Source organism: Stenotrophomonas acidaminiphila (genome assembly GCF_014109845.1).
GTDB classification, from domain to species: domain Bacteria; phylum Pseudomonadota; class Gammaproteobacteria; order Xanthomonadales; family Xanthomonadaceae; genus Stenotrophomonas; species Stenotrophomonas acidaminiphila.
This window is the reverse complement of sequence record NZ_CP043567.1, coordinates 2,926,332-2,947,900: the sequence shown is the minus strand read 5'-3', so window position 1 is coordinate 2,947,900 and position 21,569 is coordinate 2,926,332. Positions and strand designations below refer to the sequence as shown.

The 21,569-nt window shown below is 69.9% G+C and carries 20 protein-coding genes and 1 pseudogene; 11 read left to right on the top strand and 10 right to left on the bottom strand.

The genetic code is table 11. The annotated features are described in order from the left end of the window. Positions 1 to 23: 23 nt before the first annotated feature. The 10 genes and pseudogenes from F0P95_RS13455 to asnS all read right to left on the bottom strand — a co-directional run bounded on the left by F0P95_RS13455 (position 24) and on the right by asnS (position 9,002). Positions 24 to 710, bottom strand: a complete 687-nt coding sequence (locus F0P95_RS13455) for a DUF2461 domain-containing protein (RefSeq protein WP_182334652.1) — start codon at positions 708 to 710, stop codon at positions 24 to 26. Next, positions 707 to 2,149, bottom strand: a complete 1,443-nt coding sequence (gene sbcB / locus F0P95_RS13450) for an exodeoxyribonuclease I (RefSeq protein ID WP_182334651.1) — start codon at positions 2,147 to 2,149, stop codon at positions 707 to 709. Before sbcB ends, F0P95_RS13455 begins: the two co-directional genes overlap by 4 nt. Positions 2,150 to 2,205: 56 nt before the next feature. Then, complete coding sequence (locus tag F0P95_RS13445) at positions 2,206 to 3,579, bottom strand: FAD-dependent oxidoreductase (RefSeq protein ID WP_182334650.1); 1,374 nt, start codon at positions 3,577 to 3,579, stop codon at positions 2,206 to 2,208. An 18-nt stretch (positions 3,580 to 3,597) separates the two neighbouring features. After that, positions 3,598 to 4,873: pseudogene (gene kynU, locus F0P95_RS13440) on the bottom strand (kynureninase). Positions 4,874 to 4,973: 100 nt separating this feature from the next. Beyond that, entirely contained in the window at positions 4,974 to 5,492 is a 519-nt protein-coding gene (locus tag F0P95_RS13435) for a 3-hydroxyanthranilate 3,4-dioxygenase (protein ID WP_182334649.1), read from the bottom strand. 16 nt (positions 5,493 to 5,508) lie between these two features. Then, positions 5,509 to 6,171: a carbonate dehydratase gene (gene can, locus F0P95_RS13430; RefSeq protein WP_182334648.1), complete on the bottom strand. Its 663-nt coding sequence runs from the start codon at positions 6,169 to 6,171 to the stop codon at positions 5,509 to 5,511. A 71-nt stretch (positions 6,172 to 6,242) separates the two neighbouring features. Continuing rightward, complete coding sequence (locus tag F0P95_RS13425; protein WP_182334647.1) at positions 6,243 to 6,881, bottom strand: FMN-binding negative transcriptional regulator; 639 nt, start codon at positions 6,879 to 6,881, stop codon at positions 6,243 to 6,245. A 7-nt stretch (positions 6,882 to 6,888) separates the two neighbouring features. Continuing rightward, a complete protein-coding gene (locus F0P95_RS13420; RefSeq protein ID WP_182334646.1) occupies positions 6,889 to 7,203 on the bottom strand; it encodes a hypothetical protein in 315 nt (104 codons plus the stop codon). Then, on the bottom strand, positions 7,200 to 7,505 hold the full coding sequence (locus tag F0P95_RS13415; RefSeq protein WP_054666482.1) for a hypothetical protein: 306 nt from the start codon (positions 7,503 to 7,505) through the stop codon (positions 7,200 to 7,202). The genes F0P95_RS13420 and F0P95_RS13415 overlap by 4 nt, the downstream gene beginning before the upstream one ends. Positions 7,506 to 7,607: 102 nt before the next feature. Next, a complete protein-coding gene (asnS, locus tag F0P95_RS13410; RefSeq protein ID WP_182334645.1) occupies positions 7,608 to 9,002 on the bottom strand; it encodes an asparagine--tRNA ligase in 1,395 nt (464 codons plus the stop codon). Positions 9,003 to 9,147: 145 nt separating this feature from the next. Here asnS and F0P95_RS13405 point away from each other — a divergent pair, with 145 nt between their 5' ends. From F0P95_RS13405 to mtnA, 11 genes are all read left to right on the top strand, one after another. Next, complete coding sequence (locus F0P95_RS13405; protein ID WP_182334644.1) at positions 9,148 to 9,486, top strand: HesB/IscA family protein; 339 nt, start codon at positions 9,148 to 9,150, stop codon at positions 9,484 to 9,486. 242 nt (positions 9,487 to 9,728) lie between these two features. Beyond that, positions 9,729 to 10,160 (top strand): 30S ribosomal protein S6, encoded by a 432-nt coding sequence (gene rpsF / locus F0P95_RS13400; protein WP_054666476.1) that lies wholly within the window; start codon positions 9,729 to 9,731, stop codon positions 10,158 to 10,160. A gap of 11 nt (positions 10,161 to 10,171) precedes the next feature. Next, positions 10,172 to 10,402, top strand: a complete 231-nt coding sequence (gene rpsR, locus F0P95_RS13395; RefSeq protein WP_054666474.1) for a 30S ribosomal protein S18 — start codon at positions 10,172 to 10,174, stop codon at positions 10,400 to 10,402. A 79-nt stretch (positions 10,403 to 10,481) separates the two neighbouring features. Continuing rightward, complete coding sequence (gene rplI / locus F0P95_RS13390) at positions 10,482 to 10,931, top strand: 50S ribosomal protein L9 (protein ID WP_182334643.1); 450 nt, start codon at positions 10,482 to 10,484, stop codon at positions 10,929 to 10,931. A gap of 210 nt (positions 10,932 to 11,141) precedes the next feature. Next, on the top strand, positions 11,142 to 14,645 hold the full coding sequence (gene smc, locus F0P95_RS13385) for a chromosome segregation protein SMC (RefSeq protein WP_182334642.1): 3,504 nt from the start codon (positions 11,142 to 11,144) through the stop codon (positions 14,643 to 14,645). A 46-nt stretch (positions 14,646 to 14,691) separates the two neighbouring features. Continuing rightward, entirely contained in the window at positions 14,692 to 15,426 is a 735-nt protein-coding gene (gene zipA, locus F0P95_RS13380; RefSeq protein ID WP_182334641.1) for a cell division protein ZipA, read from the top strand. 106 nt (positions 15,427 to 15,532) lie between these two features. Next, positions 15,533 to 18,013: an NAD-dependent DNA ligase LigA gene (gene ligA / locus F0P95_RS13375; protein ID WP_182334640.1), complete on the top strand. Its 2,481-nt coding sequence runs from the start codon at positions 15,533 to 15,535 to the stop codon at positions 18,011 to 18,013. Then, the gene (locus tag F0P95_RS13370) at positions 18,010 to 18,486 is read left to right on the top strand and encodes a GNAT family N-acetyltransferase (protein ID WP_182334639.1); all 477 of its coding nucleotides are present in this window, start codon (positions 18,010 to 18,012) and stop codon (positions 18,484 to 18,486) included. The genes ligA and F0P95_RS13370 overlap by 4 nt, the downstream gene beginning before the upstream one ends. Then, positions 18,483 to 19,427 carry an EF-P lysine aminoacylase EpmA gene (gene epmA, locus F0P95_RS13365; protein ID WP_182334638.1) on the top strand — a complete coding sequence of 315 codons (945 nt, stop codon included), beginning with the start codon at positions 18,483 to 18,485 and terminating at the stop codon, positions 19,425 to 19,427. Before F0P95_RS13370 ends, epmA begins: the two co-directional genes overlap by 4 nt. A gap of 182 nt (positions 19,428 to 19,609) precedes the next feature. Next, complete coding sequence (locus tag F0P95_RS13360) at positions 19,610 to 20,305, top strand: DUF3011 domain-containing protein (protein WP_182334637.1); 696 nt, start codon at positions 19,610 to 19,612, stop codon at positions 20,303 to 20,305. A 23-nt stretch (positions 20,306 to 20,328) separates the two neighbouring features. Then, the gene (gene mtnA / locus F0P95_RS13355) at positions 20,329 to 21,393 is read left to right on the top strand and encodes an S-methyl-5-thioribose-1-phosphate isomerase (protein ID WP_182334636.1); all 1,065 of its coding nucleotides are present in this window, start codon (positions 20,329 to 20,331) and stop codon (positions 21,391 to 21,393) included. Positions 21,394 to 21,569: the final 176 nt, after the last annotated feature.

The following is a 21,569-nucleotide window of genomic DNA, read 5'->3' as shown; positions in this document are numbered from 1 at the left end:
GTGGCGTGAATCCCTGCGTGCGCTCAGAACTCCAGGTCCAGCGCCGCGCACAGGTAGTCGACGAACGGCCCCAGCGCGGCGAGGTCGGCGGCCAGGCTCTGGCGCAGCCGCGGGCCGGTCATGAGCGTGTCGTCCAACGGGCGCCACAGCACCCAGTTGCGATGCTTGAGGTCGTCGATGAACTCGAAATCGGCCGGGAACCCGCGCGGTGCGCGTACCAGTTTCTCGCTGGTTTCGAACGCGTAGCGGCGGCGCGTGGCCGGCGCATGCGCGGCTGCCTTCCAGCTGCCGGGGTTGTCGAAGATGAACTGGCGGATGCGGCGTTGCGTATCCGGCTCCGGGTGCCAGATGCCGGCACCCACGAAGCTCTCGCCCGGTGCCAGGTGGATGTAATACGACGGCGCCGGCACCTGCTTGCGGCGCTCATGGAACAGGCGCGCGCCCTGCCAGGTCTTGTACGGCGTCTTGTCGTTGGAGAAGCGCGAGTCGCGGTAGATGCGGAACAACGAGCCGCCGACGGTGCGCGGGTCTGCGCGGAAATGCGCGCTGACCTGCGCCAGGTCCGGTTGCAGGTCGGCGATCAGGCGCAGGAACGGCTGCCGCACGTGTTCCTCGTACGCGTGCTTGTGCTCGGCGAACCACGGCTTCTCGTTGTGGCGGGCGAGTCCGCGCAGGAAGGTGAAACTGGCGTCGCTGAAGTATCGGCTCATAGCGATTGCTGCAGGTTCTGGCCCCACTGGTCCAGCGCATCGAGCAGGGCCAGCGCGGCGGGGTTGTCGTGGTGTTCGGTACGCAGGGCAAGAACCTGCGCGAAGTAATCGGGCAGGGTCTGCTCGCCGAGCCCGGGGCTCTCCAGCAGGCGCTGGCGGCGATAGCCGTCCCAGCGCGCGCGCTCGCCGGCGTCCAGGGTCTGCGGGTGGTTGCGTGCGCGATAGCGGAACAACAGCTCCGGCAGGCGCGGGTCGCGGAAGCTGCCGGCCATCTGCGCCAGCGCCTCGGGCGGGCAGGCGCGCACGCGCGCCAGCTGTGCCCGGTCACCCTCGGCCAGGAAGCCGTCGTACAGCGCGCCATCGGGATCGGGCGGACCCTCGGCCGGACGCTCGCGGGCGAACACCCGGCGCACCTTCTCGGCCAGCGCCGGGCCGTGTGCGCGCAACTGCGCGGCGCGTGACTCGGTCGCCACCGGGTCGATGCCCAGCCGCTCGAAGTCGGGCGCGCGCAGATGATTCCAGGCCACCAGCGCCGGCACCTTGTTCAGGTGCACTTCCTTGAGCGGAATGCGCTGCTGGCCCTCGGGCAGGTCGGCGGCGCGGGTGTACAGCCGCTGCGCGATCTCCTCCACGGACAGGTCGAGCAGCATCTGCGGATCGCCGTCCAGGTCGAACACGATCACCCGGTTGCCGATGTGCGGGTGGGTCGCCAACGGCAGCACCGGCGCCGCGCACAGGCGGCTGGCGGGGTAGCGCATCGAGATGTGCAGCGCCGGCTGCATCGCCACCACGTCCAGCAGGCTGGCGGTGAAGCGCTTGTCGCGCAGCTTCAGCGCGTAGTCCCACATGCGCGGCTGCGCCTGCCGGAACGCGCGGGCCATGCCGATGGTGGCGTGCACGTCGGACAGCGCCTCATGCGCATCGCCCTGGCGCACGCCGTTGGCCAGCGCCAGGTGCTCGAGCTTGAACGAGGTGGCGCCATCCTCGCGCCGTGGCCAGTGGATGCCCTCAGGGCGCAGCGCGTGCACCAGCCGCAGCATGTCCAGCAGGTCCCAGCGCGAATTGCCGCCGCGCCACTCGCGCTCGTACGGATCGAAGAAGTTGCGGAACAGGCCGTGGCGGACGAATTCGTCGTCGAAACGCAGCGTGTTGTAGCCCAGCGTGCAGGTCTGCGGACGCGCCATCAGTTCGTTGATGCGCGCGAACGCCTCGGCTTCGCCCAGGCCCTCGGTCAGCGCGTGCTGCGGGGTGATGCCGGTGATCAGGGTGGCGATGGGCGAGGGCAGCAGGTCGTCGGCCGGCCTGACGAAGAAGCTCACCGGCTCCTCCACCACCTGCAGTTGCGCATCGGTGCGCACCGCCGCGAACTGCGCGATGCGGGTGCGGCGCGGGTCCTGGCCGAAGGTCTCGAGGTCGTAGAACAGGAAGGTGTCGGGCATGGGAGGTTACCGTGGCCGCGATGCCGGTGCGATGGGGCGCTGGCCGATGCGTGCCATCAGTGCGCGCCCTCCAGGACCGGCAGCTGGGCGAAGATGGTGCGCTCCAGCGCGGGCCAGTCGATGCCGGCCAGGCTGGCATGGCCGGCGGTGGCCTCGGCCAGGATCCGCTGCTGCAGCCGGGTGCGTTCCAGCGCCAGCGCATACGGCGTGTGCAGGAAGGTCACCATGGTGTAGTGCGGCACGAAGCGCGTCGGCCAGCGCCGCTGCAACTCCTGCTCCAGTTCGCGCTGCAGCAGGAAGGCCGGGTCGGCGACGTGGTCGCGCATCTCCAGGTAGTTGTCCAGCGCCATCTGCTGGATCGCCGCGGCGTTGGGCTTGCGCTCGCTCTCGAACGCGGCGAATGCCTGCGCGGTGTCCGGGTGCGCCTCCAGCAGTTCCGCCAGTGCGACGCAGTCCTCGAAGGCGCAGTTCATGCCCTGGCCGTGGAACGGCACCATCGCGTGCGCGGCGTCGCCCAGCAGCACCGCCTTGCCGCCCAGGTGCCAGCGTTCCAGGTACAGGGTGCCCAGCAGCCCGGGCGGATGCTGCTCCCAATCCCGGCGCAGGTGCGGGATCAACGGCAGCGCATCGGCGAACTCGCGGGCGAACAGCGCCTCGGCCTCGGCGCCGCTGCGTACGCTGGAGAAACCCGGGTCGCCTTCGTTGGGCAGGAACAGGGTGACGGTGAAGGTGCCTTCGTCGTTGGGCAGGGCGATGCACATGTAGCGGCCGCGCGGCCAGATGTGCAGGGCGTTGGCCTCGATCTGGAAGCCGCCATCGGCGCCGGGCGGGATCTCCAGTTCCTTGTAGGAGTGGTCCAGGAACTCGGTGCGCTCGCCCAGCGGCGACTTGCGGTTCATCGCCGCGCGCAGCGCCGAACCGGCGCCGTCGGCGCCGACCAGCGGGGTGTCGAAGTGGATGTCGTGCGGGCTGTCGTCGCGGTCGTCGATGAAGCGCGCATAGCCGGCATCGAAATCCACCGTATGCAGGCGGCGGTGGAAATGGAAGCGTGCGCCGGCGTCCTCGGCCAGTTGCAGCAGGGTGACGTTGAGGTCCTTGCGGTGCACCGACCAGATCACTTCGCTGTCGTCGCGGCCGTAGCGCTGCAGTTGCGGCGGGCCGCCATCGCGCGGGTGCACCATGCGCCCGCGCATCATCACCGTGCGCGCCATCACCGCGTCCTCGACGCCGGCATGGCGCAGCGCGTTGCGCCCGCGCTCGGCCAGCGCCAGGTTGATCGAGCGGCCGCTTTCGTAGTCGGCCACCCGCGGATCGCCACGGCGCTCGTAGACGGTGACGCGCCAGCCGCGGCGGGAGAGCAGGATGGCGAGCAGCGAGCCGGCCAGGCCGGCGCCGATCAGGGTCAGGTGACGCGGGGGGGAAGGGTTCAATTCAGTGTTTCCGGTGGATCAGGGGCCGGCCCAGGCTTCCACTTCCTCGACGAAGCGCAGCACGTCGCGGTAGCGGTTGTACATCGGGGTCGGGGAAATGCGGATCACGTCGGGTTCGCGCCAGTCGCCGAGCACGCCGACCGACTGCAGGTACTCGAACAGCGAGCGTCCCTGTTCGCGCCCGCCGGCCACGCGCAGCGACAGCTGGCAGCCGCGCCGCTCCGGCTCGGCGGGGGTGATGATCTGCAGCACGCTGGACAGGCGCGCGCGTACCAGCGTTTCCAGGTAGCCGGTCAGCCGCAGCGACTTGGCCCGCAGCGCCTGCATGCCGGCCTGGTCGAACAGCTCCAGCGACGCGCGCAGCGGCGCCAGTCCCAGTACCGGCGGATTGCTCAGCTGCCACCCCTCGGCGCCGAGCTCGGGTACGAACTCCGGGGCCATGCGGAAGCGCGTGGCCTGCTCATGGCCCCACCAGCCGGCGAAGCGCGGCAGGGTGGTGTCACGGGCATGGCGCTCATGCACGAAGCAGCCGGCGACCGCGCCCGGGCCGCCGTTGAGATACTTGTAGTGGCACCACACCGCGAAGTCGGGGGCCACGTCATGCAGCGCCAGCGGCACGTTGCCGACCGAATGGGCGAGGTCGAAACCGATATTGGCGCCGTGCGCGCGCGCCAGCCGGGTGATCGCGTCCAGGTCGAACGCCTGGCCGGTGCGGTACTGCACGCCCGGCCACAGCACCAGCGCCACGCGCCGGCCGTGCTCGGCCCAATGCGCGCTCGACCGCGGCCATCGACAGCGTGCCGTTGGTCTGGTCCGGCTGCACTTCGATCAGGTCGGTGGCCGGGTCGAAACCGTGGAAGCGGATCTGCGCTTCGACCGCATGGCGGTCGGTGGGAAACGCGCCGGCTTCCATCAGGATCGCCGGGCGCTCGCGGGTCGGCCGGTAGAAACTGACCATCATCAGGTGCAGGTTCACGCTCAGCGTGTTCATCGCCACCACTTCCACGGGCTGCGCACCGACCACGCGGGCCAGCGCGTCGCGCACCAGGCGGTGGTAGTTCATCCAGTGGGTCGGGCCGGTGAAATGGCCTTCGACCGCGATGCGCGCCCACAGGTCCATCACCTCCTGCACCATCGCCTGCGCGCCGCGCGGCTGCAGGCCGAGCGAGTTGCCGACGAAGTAGGCCTGGTCGGCCCCCTGGTGTTGCGGGAACAGGAACTGGCCGCGCAGGTGGCGCAGGGGATCGGCGGCATCGAGCGCAGTGGCGTGGGCCGGGGACAGGAGTTCGTTCATCGGGGCGCGCGCATTGAAAACGTGCCCGCAGTGTACCGCCCGGCCGCGGGACACGGTTGCAACCCCGGCAGTGGCCGCGCTCGTCGTGCGCGCCGGCCGTTCAGTCCTGCGCGGCGGGCAGCGGATGCAGCGCGCCGCATGCCCCGCAGGTGCGGTGCGCCAGCGAGGAATGGAAGCGGTCGAACACCTTGGGCAGGTCGGTCTCGATGTTGCCCAGGTGGAAGAACTCCTCGTACAGCTTGTGGTTGCATTGCTCGCAATGCCAGGCCACGCCGTCGAGCTCGTGCGGCAGGCGCTTGCGCTCGACCACCAGGCCGATGCCGCCGGGCGGGCGCCGCGGCGAATGCGGCACCCGCGGCGGCAGCAGGAAGATCTCGCCGGCGCGGATCGGGATATCGCGTACCGCGCCGTCCTCCTGCACCTTGAGCACCATCTCGCCCTCGAGCTGGTAGAACCACTCCGGGCCTTCGTCGTAGTGGAAGTCGGTGCGCGCGTTGGGGCCGCCGACCACCATGACGATGAAGTCGCCGTTGTCGATCATCCTGTTGCCCACCGGCGGCTTGAGCAGGTGGCGGTTGTCCTCGATCCAGGCGTGCAGGTTGATGGGCGCGGCGAGCATGGTCGGTTCCGGTCGGTCAGTCGCGCCGGCCCTGGCGCGGTACGAAGGCCAGGGCGTTCTCGTAGGCCTGCTTCAGGTCTTCGGACGCGCCCACGTCGATCCCCATCTCGCTGACGCGGCCGTCCTTGAGGCTGTACACCCAGCCGTGCACCATCAGCTTCTGGCCGCGGGCCCAGGCGTCTTCGACGATGGTCGAGCGGCACAGGTTGGCGACCTGCTCGATCACGTTCAGTTCGCACAGGCGCGCATGCTTGAGCTCGTCGTCCTCGATCGCGTCGAGGATCGCCGCGTGCTTCTGCACCACGTCGCCGACATGGCGCAGCCAGTTGTCGGCCAGGCCGACGCGGGTGTTGTGCAGGCAGGCGTGGACGCCGCCGCAGCCATAGTGGCCGACGATCAGGATGTGCTTCACCTTGAGCTGGTCGACCGCGTACTGGACCACGCTAAGGCAGTTCAGGTCGCTGTGCGCCACCACGTTGGCGACGTTGCGGTGCACGAACACCTCGCCCGGCGCCATGCCGATGATCTGGTTGGCGGGCACGCGCGAATCGGAGCAGCCGATCCACAGGTATTCCGGGTGCTGCTGCTTGGCCAGGTGCTGGAAGAACTCGGGGTCTTCCCGGGCGATCCGGTCGGCCCATTCGCGGTTGTTCTGCAGCAGCTTGCGGATGTCTTTCATTTCGGGTGTCCCTGACGTTGATGGGAAGGAAGGCGCGGCCGCGGTGGCCGCGTCGTCGGGAATCGGGGCGCTCAGTCGCCGGTGGCGGCCTGTTCGCGGTGCCGGCGCATCCATTGCGCCAGCTCATGGGAAGCGGGGTCCGGCAGCCGTTCCAGTGCGGCGATCACCGCCTGCTGGTTGGCGTCTGGATGGTTCTGGCTCAGTTTCAGCTTGATCTGGACCTGTTCGACCTGAAAGCGGAAGCCGACGATGCCGCGCAGCTGGCGGCGCTGCTCGTCGCGCTCCGGTTCGAAGCGCCAGGCCTGGCCGACCCCGGCCTCGAACCGCGCGCTGAGCGTGCCGACCAGCGCGGCCAGCGCATCCTCGCCGTCGAAGGGTTCCAGGCGGCCGCGCAGTTCGGCGCTGGCGTAGTTCCAGGTCGGCACCCGCGCGGCGCTGTCCTTGTCCGGATACCAGCTGGCCGACACATAACCGTGCGGGCCATCGACCAGCACTTTGGCCGCGCCGGCATCGCGCGCCTGCGGATTCGCCCGGGCCCAGTGGCCGCGCAATTCGATGCGTTCGCCGTCGCGCCGGTACAGCACCGGCAGCCGGGTCAGTTCGGGCAGACCGTCGGCGCCGGTGGTCAGCAGCGTGACGAACGGATCGCGCTCCAGCAGGCGATCCAGCCAGACCAGATCATGCTCGGCGAAGGCGCGCGGGGTGAACATCGGCCGCTCAGGCGCGCCCACCCAGCGACTGCACCATGCGTCCGCGCAGTTCGGCGTCGCTGGCCGCCTGCGGCGGCTGCACCTCGTGCAGCGAGAAGCCGCGCGCAAGCGCATCTTCCTCGTCCAGCCCGTCCCAGGCGACGAATTCGGCGTCGAACAGCTGCGCGCGCGCGGTGTCTTCGCTGTCGTAGCTCAGGGTGTTGCCGTCGCTGTCCAGCACTTCGGCGGTACCCGCCGGGCGCACGCGCAGGCGCGCCCAGACCAGGGTGGTGCCGAGGCTGGCCAGCCACCATTGGTCGGCGCAGGTGTCGATGTCGTTCATTTCAGTACCAGGGAATAGAGCCAGAGCAGTCCGGCCATGCCCAGCCCCGCCCAGATCACCCACATGGCGATCCGCGCCGGGGTGGCCAGGCCGCTGAGCGCACGGTCGTCGAGCGCGCGGTAACCGCCGCCGACCAGCCAGCGCAGCGCGCTGCCGTCGAGGAAGGCGAAGTCGCCGAAGCCGGCGGCGACCGCCGGGTGGCGGTCGCGGACATGCACCAGGGTGAGTGGCCAGAAGATCAGGAATGCGCTGAACCCGGCGATGGCCACGCCGACGAAGCACAGGGCCAGGAACAGGGTCATGGCCGGCGCGGGAACGGGGAGGCGGACAACGAGGGAAGGGCGCGCCGCCGCGCCGGTCTGGCTGTTGTTCGTTCCGTGTTCCTCATCATTCCTTCCTCGTTGTCAGAATTCCGCCGAGCCCGGCGCGCGCGGGTAGGGGATGGCGTCGCGGATGTTGGACAGGCCGCAGACATATACCACCAGCCGCTCGAAGCCCAGCCCGAAGCCGGCGTGCGGCACCGAACCGTAGCGACGGAAGTCGCGGTACCACTGGTAGTGCTCCGGATCCAGGCCGAACTGCGCCATGCGCGCGTCGAGGATGTCCAGGCGCTCCTCGCGCTGGCTGCCGCCGATGATCTCGCCGATGCCCGGGGCCAGCACGTCCATCGCCGCGACGGTCTTGCCGTCGTCGTTCAGGCGCATGTAGAAGGCCTTGATGTGCTCGGGGTAGTTGGTCACCACCACCGGGCGGCCGACATGCTCCTCGGTCAGCCAGCGCTCGTGCTCGGTCTGCAGGTCCAGGCCCCACTCGACCGGGTAGTCGAACTTCCTGCCCGACTTCTGCAGCAGGCTGACCGCATCGGTGTACTCGATGCGCTCGAACGGCGCGTTGACGAAGGTCTCCAGGCGGGTGATGGCGTCCTTCTGCACGCGCTCGGCGATGAAGGCCATGTCGTCGGCGCGCTCGTCGAGCACGGCGCGGAACAGGTACTTCAGGAAGTCCTCGGCCACGCGCGCGTCCTCGGCCAGGTCGGCGAAGGCGATCTCCGGCTCCACCATCCAGAACTCGGCCAGGTGGCGGGTGGTGTGGCTGTTCTCGGCACGGAAGGTCGGGCCGAAGGTATAGACCTTGCTCAGCGCCAGGCAGTAGGCCTCGACGTTGAGCTGGCCGGACACGGTCAGGAAGGTTTCCTTGCCGAAGAAGTCGCGGCTGAAGTCGATGCCGCCGTTCTCGCCGCGCGGCAGGTTGGCCATGTCCAGGGTGGAGACGCGGAACATCTGCCCGGCGCCCTCGGCGTCGGACGTGGTGATGATCGGCGTGCTGATCCAGTAGTAGCCGTTCTCGTGGAAGTAGCGGTGCACGGCCTTGGCCAGGCAGTCGCGGATGCGGGTGACGGCGCCGAACAGGTTGGTGCGCGGGCGCAGGTGCGCCACTTCGCGCAGGAACTCGGGCGACATCGGCTTGGGCTGGATCGGATAGGTCAGCGGGTCCTCGACCCAGCCGACGATCTCCAGGCCCTGGCCCTGGATCTCGAAGCTCTGGCCCTTGCCCTGCGACTTGACCAGCTTGCCGGTGGCGATGACCGAGCAGCCCGGGGTCAGGCGCTTGATGTCGTCGAAATTGGCCAGCGCGTCGGTGGCCACGACCTGGATCGGGGCGAAGCCGGAGCCGTCGCTGACATTGACGAAGGCCAGCCCGTTGGAGGCACGGACCGTGCGAACCCAACCGCGAACCGTGACTTCTCCGCCTTCCGGGATCTTCCCGGCCAGGGCGTGCGCAACGCTGACCACCGTCATGACTTGAATCCTCTGCTGATCGACTCGATCTGTGAACACGGAATTCTAGCGGCTGCGCGGCCGGACAGGCGAGGGATCCGCCATCCGGGGCCGGTACAGCCGGGTTTTCCTATAATCGCCCCGCAATCCCCGGAGTCGCATGCCCATGGCCATCCATCTCACTCCCGTCGCCTTCGCCCGCGTCCAGCGCTTCGTCGAGCAGACCCCCGGCGCGCTGGGCCTGCGTTTCGGCGTGTCCCGCACCGGCTGCTCCGGCTGGGGCCATACCACCGACCTGGCGCGCGAACAGCGCGAGGACGACACCGTGTTCGAACAGGACGGCGTGCGCATCTTCGTCGACGCCGAGAGCCTGGCGCTGGTGGACGGCACCGAGATCGATTTCGGCAAGCAGGGCCTGAGCGAGACCTTTTTGTTCAGGAACCCGAACGCCACCGCCGAGTGCGGGTGCGGCGAGAGCTTCACCACCGACGAAACCCACCGCTGAGGCCATTGCCCGCCTGGCCGGTGCCTGGCGCCGGCCTACCGGCGGTGCGCGGTCGCGGCGTGCCGGGCGGCCGGCAGGTCCGGGTGGAAGGCTGTCCGGCACGGGGTGACTTGCCCGCAGGCCGGGGGCGGTGGATAATGCGCGGCTCCCTGCGCCTCCGGTGCGGGGGGTCCTTGCCCCACCGCGTCGCATGGCGGGGGGCTGTCCGGCCCAACAGGGCTACATCCGAAAGGTAGAAAAACATGAGTCGTCATTACGAAGTCGTGTTCCTGGTCCACCCGGACCAGAGCGAACAGGTCCCGGCCATGGTCGAGCGCTACAAGGCGCTGGTCGAGGGCGGCAACGGCAAGATCCACCGCCTGGAAGACTGGGGCCGCCGCCAGCTGGCGTACCCGATCCAGAACCTGGTCAAGGCCCACTATGTTCTGATGAACATCGAAGCCGACCAGTCGGTGCTGAACGAACTGACCGAAAGCTTCCGTTTCAACGACGCCGTGCTGCGCAACCTGGTCATCAAGCGTGACGAGGCCGAGACCGAGCAGTCGCTGATCATGAAGAGCAAGGACGAGAAGGGTGACAAGCCCGAGCGTGGCGAGCGCCGTCGTCGTGACGACGAAGAAGCTGCCAATTCCAACAATGAAGAAGCCGGCGACGACGCCGCCTCTGCCGAATAAGGAGTCAGCTCATGTCCAAGTTCTTCCGTCGCCGCAAGTTCTGCAAGTTCACGGCTGAAGGTGTGAAGGAGATCGACTACAAGGATCTCAACACCCTGCGCCAGTACCTGACCGAGAACGGCAAGATCGTGCCGAGCCGCGTCACCGGCACCAAGTCCAAGTACCAGCGCCAGCTGTCCACGGCGGTCAAGCGCGCCCGTTTCCTGGCGCTGATCCCGTACACGGACAACCACGACGTCTGATACGTCCAACCGTCCATTCGGACAGCAAGCGTTGCGGTGTCCCTCGCGGGACATCGCTAACGAATAACGGAGCAATAAAATGAAGCTGATTCTGCTGCAGAAGGTGACCAACCTGGGCAACCTGGGTGACCTGGTCGACGTGAAGCCGGGCTACGGCCGCAACTTCCTGGTGCCGCATGGCAAGGCCGTGCCGGCCACCGAAGCCAACGTCGCCGCCTTCGAAGCCAAGCGCGCCGAGTACGAGGCCAAGGCCAAGGCGTCGCATGACGATGCCGAAGCCCGCGCCGCCAAGTTCGCCGACGCCAGCGTCACCATCGGTGCCCACGCCTCGACCGAAGGCAAGCTGTACGGCTCGGTCGGCCCGCGCGACATCGCCGAAGCCTTCACCGCTGCCGGCCTGCCGCTGGAGAAGAGCGAAGTCATCCTCGGCGAAGGCGCTTTCCGTGCCGTCGGCGAGTACGACGTCCTGATCAAGCTGCATGCCGACGTGGAAGCCACCGTCAAGGTCATCGTCGAAGCCGACGCCTGATCCCTGCGGTTCAAGCTGTACCCGGAACGGGCGCCGCAAGGCGCCCGTTCTTTTTGCCCCTCCCCGGGCCCCGGCGGCCCGCCGCCGCGCCCCCCCGCGCCACGGCGGAAGAGGGGCTTATACTCCCCGCAGACTGCTGTTCCCAAGCCCTGATCCCCCGCAGAACCCACGGTGCCGCCCCCGGCCCGGCACTGGAACCTTGCCTGCCCCATGCGTCTATCCACGATCAAGCTCTCCGGTTTCAAGTCGTTCGTCGATCCCACGACGCTGCACCTGCCGACCAACATGACCGGCGTGGTCGGGCCCAACGGCTGCGGCAAGTCCAACATCATCGATGCGGTGCGCTGGGTGATGGGCGAGAGCTCGGCCAGCCGCCTGCGCGGCGACTCGCTGACCGACGTGATCTTCTCCGGTTCGGCCGGGCGCAAGCCGGTGTCGCAGGCCACGGTCGAGCTGATCTTCGACAACACCGACCACACCATTGCCGGCGAGTACGCCTCGTTCAACGAGATCTCGGTCAAGCGCACGGTCAGCCGCGACGGCAGCAGCAACTACTACCTCAACGGCACCAAGTGCCGGCGCCGCGACATCACCGACCTGTTCCTCGGCACCGGGCTGGGCCCGCGCAGCTACTCGATCATCGAGCAGGGCATGATCAGCCAGATCATCGAGGCGCGCCCGGAAGACCTGCGCGTCTACCTGGAAGAGGCCGCCGGCATCTCCAAGTACAAGGAACGCCGCAAGGAGACCGAAACCCGCATCCGCCACACCCGCGAGAACCTGGACCGCCTGAACGACCTGCGCGAGGAGATCGGCAAGCAGCTCGAACACCTGCGCCGGCAGGCGCGCCAGGCCGAGCAGTACCAGGCGCTGCAGGAAGAGCGCCGGGTCAAGGATGCCGAATGGAAGGCGCTGGAGTACCGCGGGCTGGACGCGCGCCTGGGCGGCCTGCGCGAAGCGCTGGCGCGCGAGGAAACCCGGCTGCAGCAGCTGGTGGCCGAGCAGCGCGACGCCGAGAGCCGCATCGAAACCGGGCGCGTGCGCCGCGAGGAGGCCGCCGAAACGCTGTCCCGCGCGCAGGCCGATGTCTACCAGGTCGGCAGCACCCTGGCGCGGCTTGAACAGCAGATCCAGCACCAGCGCGAGATGGCGCAGCGCCTGCACAAGGCGCGCGACGAGACCCGCCAGGCCCTGGCCGAGCTGGGCCAGCACATCAGTGGCGACGAAGCGCGGCTGATGGTGCTGCGCGAGGCGGTGGAGAACGCCGAACCGCAGCTGGAACAGCTGCAGGAAGAAAACGAATTCCGCCAGGAAGGGCTGCGCGAGGCCGAGGCCGCGCTGCACGACTGGCAGCAGCGCTGGGAAGCGCACAACCGCAACACCTCCGAAGCCACGCGCTCGGGCGAGGTGGAGCGCACCCGCGTCGATTATCTCGACCGGCAGATCCTGGAGGCCGACCGCCGCCGCGAGGCGCTGGCGGCCGAGCGCGCCGGGCTCGACGTCGAAGCCCTGGCCGAGGCGTTCGAGCAGCTGCAGCTGCAGCACGAATCGCAGGCCGCGGTGCTGGACGAGCTGAACGAGCAGGTGGAGCTGCGCAAGGAAGGCGCGGCGACGCTGCAGGAACGGCAGCGCGCCAGCCAGGCCGAACTGGCCGAGGTACGCAAGCAGGCACAGGCCGCGCGCGGCCGCCTGTCCTCGCTGGAAACCCTGCAGCAGGCCGCGCTGGGCCAGGAACAGGGCGCCGCGGTGGCCTGGCTGAAGGCGCACGGGCTCGACTCGGCCGCCCGCGTGGGCGAACGCATCAGCGTCGAAAGCGGCTGGGAAAACGCGGTGGAAAGCGCACTGGGCCAGCTGATCGAGGGCGTGCTGGTCGAGGCCCCCGAAGCGCTGGTCGATGCGCTGGGCGAACTGGGCGAAGGCCGCATCGCGCTGGTGTCCGGCGCCGAGGGCAGCGCCGACTTCGCACCGACCTCGCTGGCCGCGCGCGTGCAGGGCCCGCTGGCGATCCGCCGGCTGCTGGCGCGCCTGCATGGTGCGCCGGACCTGGCCGCCGCACGCGAGCTGCAGCAACGGCTGGACGACGGCGATTCGGTCATCACCCGCAACGGCGAGCGCCTGGGCGAGGGCTGGGTGCGGGTGTCGCGGCAGGGGGCGGCCAAGCAGGGCGCGCTGCTGCGCGAGCGCGAGATCGTCACCCTGCGCGGGCAGATCGAGGAACTGCAGGAGCGCGAGGGCGAGCTCGAACGCCAGCTCGGCGCGTTCCGCGAACAGTTGCTGGCGGCCGAGCAGCAGCGCGAGGAAGCGCAGCGGGCGCTGTACCAGGCGCATCGCAGCGTGTCCGAGCTGGCCGGGCAGGTGCAGAGCCAGCGTGGCCGGCTGGAATCGGCGCGTACGCGCATCGAGCGCATCGAGGCCGAGCTTGCGCAGTTACTGGAAGCGCTGGACGCCAGCCGCGAGCAGGCCGGCGAGGCCCGCGTGCGCCTGGAGGACGCCGTTTCCAGCATGGGCGACCTGGAGACCTCGCGGCAGGCGCTGGAGGGCGAGCGCCGCCAGCTGACCGAAGCCCGCGACCTGGCCCGCGACGCGGCGCGCAACGTGCGCGACAGCATGCATGCGCTGGCGCTCACACTGGAGTCGCAACGCGCGCAGATCGCCTCGCTGTCGCAGTCGCTGGAGCGCATGAGTACCCAGCGCGGGCAGCTGGATTCGCGCCTGGGCGAGCTGCATTCGCAGCTGGACCAGGGCGACACGCCGGTGCAGGCGCTGGAGGCCGAACACCAGAACGCCCTGGCCGAGCGCGTGCGCGTGGACCGGGTGCTGGCCGAGGCGCGCGCACACCTGGATGGCATCGATGCCGAACTGCGCACGCTGGAACAGACCCGCCACCAGCGCGACGAGCAGGCCCTGGCGCAGCGCGAGCGCATTTCCCAGCGCAGGCTCGACCAGCAGGCGCTGGTGCTCAGCGCCGAGCAGCTGCAGGCGGCCGTGGAGAAGGCCGGCTTCGTGCTGGAGGACGTGGTCAATACCCTGCCCGAGGACGCGCGCATCGGCGAATGGGAGCAGGCGGTGCAGCAGATCGACGCGCGCATGCGCCGGCTGGAGCCGGTCAACCTCGCCGCCATCCACGAGTACGGCGAGGCCTCGCAGCGCTCGGAATACCTGGAATCGCAGAACGTGGACCTGACCACCGCGCTGGAAACGCTGGAAGAGGCGATCCGCAAGATCGACCGCGAGACCCGCGGCCGCTTTAAGGACACCTTCGACCGGGTCAACGCCGGTGTCCAGGCGCTGTATCCGCGCCTGTTCGGTGGCGGCCATGCCTACCTGGAGCTGACCGGCGAGGACCTGCTCGATACCGGCGTGACCATCATGGCGCGCCCGCCCGGCAAGCGCGTATCGAGCATCTCGCTGCTGTCCGGCGGCGAGAAGGCGATGACCGCGGTGGCGCTGGTGTTCGCCATCTTCCAGCTCAACCCGGCGCCGTTCTGCCTGCTCGACGAGGTGGACGCGCCGCTGGACGAGGCCAACGTCGGCCGCCTGGCCAACATGGTCAAGGAAATGAGCGAAAAAGTGCAGTTCCTGTTCGTCAGCCACAACAAGGCGACGATGGAGGCCGCGCACCAGCTCTCCGGCGTCACCATGCGCGAGCCGGGCGTCAGCCGCCTGGTCAGCGTGGACCTGGAAGAGGCGGCGCGTTTGGCGGGCGCGGCCTGACGTGCCATTCTAGTTACCTGAACGAACCAGCCGGAGAACCTATCGAATGTCCGACACGGCACTGTTGCGTATCGGCATCCTTGCCGCCGGAGTGCTGCTGATCGCGGCGATCCTCCTGTTCGGACGGCCCCGGAAGCCGGCGCAGGGCAAGCGCCGCGAGCCGGCCGAGAGCGGCGAGCGGCCACGGCGCGAGCCGGTGCTGGGCGCGGGCGAGGAGACGGGCGAGGGCGTCGCCGGGGCCGAGGCGGGCGAGGTGGCAGCCCAGCAGGAACTGGGGTTGCCTGACGTGGAAGCGCCCGGCAGCGAACTGGGCAGGCGCGCCACCCAGGATTTCGACAAGATCGTCTCACTGTACGTGGCCGCGCGCGCCGGGTTGTCGCTGCGCGGCGAGGACATCGTGGTCGCCGCGGAGAAGACCGGGCTGGTGTTCGGCTACATGAACGTGTTCCACCGCATGGTTGAAGGCCATCCCGAGCGCGGGCCGATCTTCAGCATGGCCAGCATCATGAAGCCGGGCAGTTTCGACATGGCCCACATCCGCGAGATGGAAACCCCGGCCATCGCCTTCTTCCTGACCCTGCCGGCGCCGATGACCGCGCTCGATGCCTGGGAGAAGATGCTGCCCACCGTGCAGCGCATGGCCGAGCTGCTCGACGGCGTGGTCCTGGACGACAGCCGCAACGCGCTGGGGCGCCAGCGCATCGCCCACATCCGCGACGAACTGCGGGCCTACGACCGCCAGCACCAGGCGCCACCGCTGACCAAGCCGCCGCGCTGGTGAGCGCGGCGCGGTAGCCACGGCAAGGGGCGTCGCGTGCGGCGCCCCTTGCCGTTTGCGCGGGCGGCCACACGCGTTGCATGCACCCGTGCGCGGGTAAAATCCGGGGATGACTTCCGAAGCCACCGCCCGCCGCCGCATCGCCGAACTCCGCCAGCAGCTGGCCACGGCCGCGCAGGCCTACCACGAGCACGACGAGCAGCTGATTCCCGATGCCGATTACGACCGGCTGCTGCGCGAACTCGAAGCGCTGGAGGCCGCCCATCCGCAGCTGGACAGCGACGATTCCCCGACCCACCAGATCGGCGGCAGGCCGTCGTCGCGGTTTCCCGAGGTGGTGCACGCGATGCCGATGCTGTCGCTGGGCAATGCCTTCAGTGACGAGGAAGTGCGCGACTTCGTGCGCCGCATCGACGAGCGCCTGCAGCGCCGCACGCTGGTGTTTTCGGCCGAGCCCAAGCTCGACGGGCTGGCGATCAGCCTGCGCTACGAGGACGGCGTGTTCGTGCAGGGCGCGACCCGCGGCGACGGCAGCCGCGGCGAGGACGTCACCGGCAACCTGCGCCAGATCAAGGTGATCCCGGCCCGGCTCGAAGGCGCGGGCTGGCCGGCGGTGCTGGAAGTGCGCGGCGAGGTGTACATGCCGCGCGCCGATTTCGAGAAGTACAACGAGCAGGCGCGGCTGCACGGCGGCAAGGTGCTGGCCAACCCGCGCAACGGCGCCGCCGGCTCGCTGCGCCAGCTCGACCCGAAGGTCAGCGCGCAGCGTCCGCTGAGCTTCTACGCCTATGGCACCGGCGAGGTCGACGGCGGCCAGCTGCCGCCCACCCATTCGGCGACGCTGGCACGGCTGGCGCAGTGGGGGTTCCCGGTGAGCGAACTGTGCCGGGTGGTCGAGGGTGTCGATGGCCTGCTGGACTATTACCGCGACATCGGCGCGCGCCGCGACGGGCTGGCGTTCGACATCGACGGCGTGGTCTACAAGCTCGACGACCGCGACGGCCAGCGCGAGATGGGCTTCGTCGCCCGCGCGCCGCGCTGGGCCATCGCCCACAAGTTCCCGGCGCAGGAGCAGACCACCACGGTCGAGGCGATCGAGATCCAGATCGGCCGCACCGGCGCGGCCACGCCGGTGGCGCGCCTGCAGCCGGTGCAGGTGGCCGGGGTGACCGTCACCAACGCCACCCTGCACAACGCCGACCAGATCGCGCGCCTGGACGTGCGCGTGGGCGACAGCGTCATCGTGCGCCGCGCCGGCGACGTGATCCCCGAAGTGGTCAGCGTCATTCCCGGGCGCCGCCCGCCCGGCGCGCTGCCGTGGACGATGCCGCCGGCGTGCCCGGTATGCGGCGCCGAGATCGTGCGCGAGGAGGGGGCGGCGGTGTGGCGCTGCTCGGGCGAGCTGAGCTGCCCGGCGCAGCGCAAGGAGGCCATCGCGCATTTCGCCTCGCGCCGCGCGATGGACATCGACGGGCTCGGCGACAGGTACATCGAAATTCTGGTCGACGCCGGCATCGTGCGCGGCGTGGCCGATCTGTACCGGCTGCAGCGCGACACCCTGCTGCTGCTGAAGCTGGCGCTGGACGCGGCCGATCCCTCGGCGCTGGCCAACGGCATCGCCCCGCACCTGCCGGCCGAGGGCAGCGGCGACTGGCTCAAGGCGCTGCTGCGCCTGGACGGCAACGATCCGGGGTGGCGCGCGCAGGCGCTGGCGTTGCCGGCACGCTTCGAGTGGAACCCGAAGAAGATCGCCACCCGCTGGGCCGACAACCTGATCGCGGCCATCGACGCCAGCCGCACCACCACGCTGGAGCGGCTGCTGTTCGCGCTGGGCATCGAGCATGTCGGCGAGAGCACCGCCAAGGCGCTGGCGCAGTGGTTCGGCGACCTGGAACTGATCCGCCAACTGCCGTGGCCGCTGTTCAAGCGCGTGCCCGATATCGGCGGCGAGGTGGCGCGCTCGCTCGGCCATTTCTTCGAGCAGGAAGGCAACCAGCAGGCGATCGACGCGCTGCTGCAGGTCGGGCGGGTACGCATCGGCGACGTCCACCCGCCGTCGCCGCGGCTGCGCGAAGGGCTGGACCTGGCGCAACTGCTGGTCGAGGCCGAGATTCCGGGCATCACCCGGCTGCGCGCGGAGAAACTGGTGGCGGCGCTGCCGTCGGCGCAGCAGATCCTGGATGCCGAGCCGCAGCACCTGCTTGCCGCCGGCCTGCCAGAGGACACCGCGCACGGCCTGGCGCAGTGGCTGGACAGCGACAACCACGGGCAATTGCTGCTCAGGGGCGAGGCGCAGATGCAGCGCCTGCTGGAACTGGCCCCGGTGGCGGCCGCGCAGCCGGCCGGGCCGCTGGACGGCCAGACCGTGGTGCTGACCGGCACGCTGTCGGCGCTGACCCGCGACGCCGCCAAGGCGCGGCTGGAAGCGCTGGGCGCCAAGGTCGCCGGCAGCGTTTCGAAGAAGACCGCCTTCGTGGTTGCCGGCAGCGAAGCCGGCTCCAAGCTGGACAAGGCCACCGAACTGGGCGTGGAGGTGTGGGACGAACCGCGCCTGCTCGCCTTCCTCACCGAACACGGACACCACCCATGAACCTGCGTTTCCGCCTCGCCACGCCCGAGGATTTCCCGCGCCTGCTCGCCATGGTGCGCGCGTTCTATGCCGAGGACCAGATCGCCTACGACGCGGCGCTGGTCGAGCCCGGCCTGCGTACGCTGCTGGCCGAGCCGGCCTGCGGCGCGGCCCTGCTGCTGGAGGGCGGCGACGTGGCCGAGGCCGGCTACATCACCCTGGGCTGGTGCTTCAGCGTGGAGCAGGGCGGTCGCTTCGTGCTGCTGGACGAACTGTACCTGGCCCCTGCCGCGCGTGGCCGCGGCTGGGGGCGGCAGGCGCTGGCGCTGGCGCGCGACTGGGCGATTGTCGAGGGCGCCAGCGTGATGCGGCTGGAAGTGAACCACCACAATGCCAGGGCCAAGGCGCTGTACCTGTCGGCCGGCTACCGCGACGACGAGCGCGACATCCTGACCCTGCCGCTGGCGGTGTCGCCGGCGGGCCTGCATCCGTGATCGAGGCGCTGCGCCGGCGCGCGCGCCTGAACGCGCTGATCCGCGATTTCTTCGCGCGCCGCGAGGTGTTGGAAGTGGAAACGCCGATCCTGTCCGCGGCCGGCAACACCGAGCCCAACATCGAGGGTTTCCAGACCCGCTTCAGCGGCCATGTCGATGCGGGTTCGGCGGTGCGCTGGCTGCGCACCTCGCCGGAGTATCCGCTCAAGCGGCTGCTCGCCGCCGGCGTCGGCGACTGCTACGAGCTCGGCCGGGTGTTCCGCAACGGCGAGGCCGGCGGCCGCCATAACCCCGAGTTCACCATGCTCGAGTGGTACCGCGTCGGCTGGGATCACCATCGCCTGGTCGAGGAGACGGTGGAACTGGTGCGTGCGGCGCTGGCGATGGTCGGGCGCGAGGCGGCGCTGCAGGTAATGACCTACCGCGAGCTGTTCGTCGGCACGCTGGGCGTGGATCCATTCAGCGCCGACGAGGCGCAGCTGCGTGCACCGCTGGCCGGCGTCGGCATCACTGCCGACGGCCTCACCCGCGACGACTGGCTCGACCTGCTGATGACCCACCGCATCCAGCCGCACTTTCCCGTCGACCGCATCACCGTGATCCATGACTGGCCGGCCACGCAGGCCGCGCTGGCGCGCATCCGCCCGGGCCAGCCGCCACTGGCCGAGCGTTTCGAGCTCTATCTGGGCGCGGTGGAACTGGCCAACGGCTACCACGAGCTGAACGATGCGGTGGAGCAGCGCCAGCGCTTCCAGCGCGACCTGGCGGTACGTGCCGCGCGCGGCGACGTGCAGCCTCCGCTGGACGAGCCATTCCTGGCGGCATTGCCGACGTTGCCGCGCTGCGCCGGCGTGGCGGTGGGCGTGGACCGGCTGTTGATGGCGCTGGCCGGGACCGGCCGCATCGCCGACGTGCTGGCCTTCGATTTCGCCAACGCCTGAGCGCCGTTCCAGTGGCGGCGGGCCCGTGAAACGGGCGGCGATCGCTGCCCGTGCGTCGTTGTCCGCGCGGCATGCCGCGCACGCACGTATTGCCTGCGCACCGCCGATGATGCTCTGATCATGCCTGCGGACGCAGCGTCTGTGCCGGCGGCGTCCATCGGATTGCAGGGTGGGAAGGTCTGATGAAAGGTGTGTGCGGCCTGTTGCCAACGCTGTGGCTGTTGCCGATGCCGGCCCTGGCGGGGCAGGACGGCGCGACGCCGGCGGAGACCCCGGTGGTGCGTTGCGAATCGGACGAAGGTACGCGCCAGCGCTGCGCGATGGACGTCTCGCGCGGCGTGCAGCTCGTGCGCCAGCTTTCCACCCAGAGCTGCATCCGCGAGACCAGCTGGGGCATGGACGAGCAGGGTATCTGGGTCAGCCGTGGCTGCCGTGCCGAGTTCGCTCCCGAGCAGCCTGCGCCCGGGCAGCGCCTGGTGCGGCGCATGGTGCGCTGCGAATCCAAGGGCCGCACCGTGACCTGCCCGGTGCTGCTGCGCGGCGCGCCGGTACGCCTGATCCGCCAGCAGTCGCTGCTGCCCTGCCGCGAAGGGCGCACCTGGGGATACGGGCGCAACGAGATCTGGGTGAGCCGCGGCTGCCAGGGGCAGTTCGAAGTGGGCGCCGAGGACGGCTCCGGTTTCGTGGACGTCCCGCGCCAGGTCATCTGCGAATCCAAGAGCGAGCTGCGCCGGGAGTGCGGGGTCAGCGTCGAGCGCAAGGTCACGCTGGTCCGGCAGCTGTCCAATGCGCCCTGCGAGGAAGGGCGCAGCTGGGGCTGGGACCGTGCCGGCGTCTGGGTGGACAAGGGCTGCCGCGCCGAGTTTTCCGCCGACTGACGACGGCCCCGTACAATGGCGCGATGAACGACAACCACGCCATCGATTACGCCCGTTACGACCATATCCGCCCGATCCGCTGGACCGGCGACGCACTGGAACTGCTGGACCAGCGCAAGCTGCCGTTCGTCGTCGAGCACGTGCTGTGCAGCGACAGCGACGCGGTCGCCGCGGCCATCCATGCGCTCACCGTGCGCGGCGCGCCGGCGATCGGCATCGCCGCGGCCTGGGGCGTGGTGCTGGCCGCGCGGGGGCTCGATGCCGGCGCCGGCGCCGCCGCGCTGCAGGCGCTGGAACCGGCGATGGCGCGGCTCAATGCCGCGCGCCCGACCGCGGTCAACCTGGCCTGGGCGCTGGCGCGCATGCGCGGTGTTCTGGCCGCCGCCGGCAGCGACTGGAAGCAGGTGCTGGCGCTGGAAGCGCAGGCCATTGCCGACGAGGACCTCGCTGCCAACCGCCACATGGGCGAGCGGGGCGCGGGCCTGATCGCGCCGGGCAGCGGCGTGCTGACCCACTGCAACACCGGCTCGCTGGCCACCGCCGGCTTCGGCACCGCGCTGGGCGTGATCCGTGCCGGCGTCGCCCAGGGCCGCATCGCCCGGGTGTTCGCCGGCGAGACCCGGCCATGGCTGCAGGGCGCGCGCCTGACCGTGTGGGAACTGCAGCAGGATGGCATCGACGCGACCCTGGTCGCCGACTCGGCGGCATCGCACCTGATGAAGACCGATGCGGTGCAGTGGGTGGTGGTCGGCGCCGACCGCATCTGCGCCAACGGCGATACCGCCAACAAGATCGGCACCTACCAGCTGGCCATCGCCGCGCGCCACCACGGCGTGAAGTTCATGGTGGTGGCGCCGTCCTCGACCGTGGACATGGGCACCGCGCATGGTGACGCGATCGAGATCGAACAGCGCGATCCGGGCGAACTGTTCGGCGTCGGTGGCGTGCGCACCGTGGCCGAGGGCATCCAGGCCTGGAACCCGGTGTTCGACGTGACCCCGGGCAGCCTGATCGACGCCATCGTGACCGAAAAGGGCGTGATCCTGGACCCGGACGCCGCGGCCATGCGGGCGGCTTTCGGCGGCTGAACCCGGGCCCGGTCCCGGTACCGGCGGCGGTATCTGCGCGGCGGTTCGTGGAAACCGCCGCCCACCCCCGCGGACAGCGGCTAAGTCCCTGATTTGCTCAGTTAAAAGTACTGCTTCCCGAGGCGGCAGACGGCGCCGTGTGGTAAACTCGGCGACTTGAATCGGGCTTGTGCCGG